This window comes from Gordonia sp. 852002-51296_SCH5728562-b (genome assembly GCF_001665475.1).
In the GTDB taxonomy this organism is placed as follows: domain Bacteria; phylum Actinomycetota; class Actinomycetes; order Mycobacteriales; family Mycobacteriaceae; genus Gordonia; species Gordonia sputi.
The window spans coordinates 1-1997 of sequence record NZ_LZMI01000022.1; the positions used below are offsets into that span (position 1 = coordinate 1).

Genomic DNA, 1997 nt, shown 5'->3' on the forward strand with positions numbered 1-1997 from the left:
GGTCGCTACAGTAGAAACCGCCCACGGGTGGGGAATTTCAGTGAGCACACCTGGGGAACTTTCTTGAGCCTCGTCAAGCGAGCGCAGTGAACGTTGGCAGCGGAACGCGGTATTGGTGGATCTGCCCAGCTGGACACAGATTCAAGGCGACACCGCGACAACGAATGGAGTCGTCAGCCAATGGAAACGGTTGTCGTCTGTGCCTATGGAGTTCGCCTATTGATCCAGTCACGCATCAGCACGTTGTCGATGCTGAGCTGAGACCTACGGCGGCCCAATTGCGTGCCTACTTTGATCCGCCACGTCCTCCCAGACGATGTCCACGAAGAGTAGATATTGGCGAGAGGAGCGGCCGAAAGCGGGTTCGCCACCCCGACGGTGTGAAGAAGCGTGCCGTTCAGCTGTATCACGAGGTCCGCCATCTTCACCGCAGCCAACTGCAAGCGCAAATCGCCGTGGTCGACGCACTGGGCATTGATGGTTTAGTGCCGGGCACTGTCGGAGGATGGGTGAGCGACCCGCGCTGGGCTCATACGAGCCATCCAGATTGAGAGAGTCAAATTGGCAGGTCCCCGATTACCGGTCCAGTTGATGTGTGCCCACCCGGCTCGGCCGTGGGTTATTGGAGTTGGAGGGGCTGAGTGGAGACCCACAGGGCCTCGTATTGGTCAGGGCTGATGTTACCGATGTAGCTGTGAATACGGTCCGTGTTGTAAAAGTTGTCGATTCAGTTGGCCATCGCCACGACAAGTTCGAAAGTTGTCGACCATTTCTTGGCGTTCAGTAACTCCACCTGCATGCGTCCCCAGAACGCATCGATCGCCGCGTTATCGAAACAGCCACCAATCGAGCCGAACGAGGGCGTCAGACCGGAAAGCCGAAGGTTCTCACCGCAGCTCCACGAGGTGAATTGGGTTCCATGATCAGCGTGCACAATGGTTGTGCCAGAACGTGATCGCTCACGGACTGCCATGTTGATGGCGTTGTTGACCAACGCGGTGTCCGGGGTCGTGGAGAACGCTCGGCCGACGATTTTACGAGAGAAGCAATCGATCACCGCGCAGCAGTAGACTTTACCATCGCGGGCTTAGATTCCAGCAGTCGTCGCAACACAGACGATCACCCTGTTTCCAGGAGCACGGCCATCCGTTCGGCCGGCGTGTCCCAGTTTAGCGACCTTCGCGGACGGTTGTTGAGTTCGTCGGAGACTGCGAGTAGGTCCTCGATGCTGTGCTCTGCGAGGTCTGTTCCCTTCGGGAAGTATTGTCGCAGTAGCGCATTAGTGTTCTCATTGCTTCCTCGCTGTCAGGGCGAACCGGCGTCTGCGAGGTAGACATCGAAGTTTGTCACGGTGCTGAGCGCTCGGTGTTCGGCCATCTCCGCACCCTGGTCCCAGGTAAGACTGCCGCGCAATGACGCGGGCAGGTCTCGGAATGCTGTGATCAGAGAGTCGCGCACGGCTTCTGCGGTTCGGTTCCGTCCGAGATGTCCCAGCATCACGAAGCGAGTGGACCTCTCGACCCGAGCATATGGCCTTCTGGTCAAACGGCTCTGAATAGGCGGTTTATGGTCGGCGGCGCGTTTCGCCTTCCGCTCGATCCGTGCATGCTGTAAACGATGCGCTGCTCGTCACGGGGTGGGCCACGAGCGTACGAGTAGCTCGAGCCAACGTAACTGTGGTCCTTGCGCGCACTGCACAGCGCTTCTTGGGGAGACCTCACTTCCCTTCCCTCCGATCGGTCACGGGAGGTCTCAACGGAGGTGGTGGCTCATGGCGATGGATCTGGCCCGTCTCCTACGCTGTGCGGACTGTTGAGGGCAGTGGGTTCGGCGTCGACGATGCTCCAGAGACGCCGGACCACCCTACGTAGCCGTTCTCGAGCTGAATCGACGTTGGGGTACGGCAGTGATCGTCGAGAGCTAGTGTTCTGAGTCATTAATTCGTGTGCAGTAGTGGGCGATGGAGTCGAGGATCTGGTCAGCGGTCTTGACCCACA

At 58.7% G+C, this 1997-nt stretch carries 2 protein-coding genes and 2 pseudogenes; 1 reads left to right on the forward strand and 3 read right to left on the reverse strand.

What is annotated here, in order from left to right; all coding sequences use genetic code 11:
• Positions 1–50 precede the first annotated feature (50 nt).
• Complete coding sequence (locus A5766_RS25485; protein WP_082965447.1) at positions 51–551, forward strand: zinc-ribbon domain-containing protein; 501 nt, start codon at positions 51–53, stop codon at positions 549–551.
• Positions 552–619: 68 nt separating this feature from the next.
• On the opposite strand, the gene A5766_RS25490 is transcribed toward A5766_RS25485, so the two are convergent.
• The 3 genes and pseudogenes from A5766_RS25490 to A5766_RS24880 all read right to left on the reverse strand — a co-directional run.
• Positions 620–727 (reverse strand): hypothetical protein, encoded by a 108-nt coding sequence (locus tag A5766_RS25490; RefSeq protein WP_387317286.1) that lies wholly within the window; start codon positions 725–727, stop codon positions 620–622.
• A pseudogene (locus A5766_RS04935) lies at positions 728–1069 on the reverse strand (transposase); the annotation flags it as partial.
• Between the two features lie 50 nt (positions 1070–1119).
• Positions 1120–1521 (reverse strand): annotated as a pseudogene (locus A5766_RS24880) (IS30 family transposase); the annotation flags it as partial.
• Positions 1522–1997: the final 476 nt, after the last annotated feature.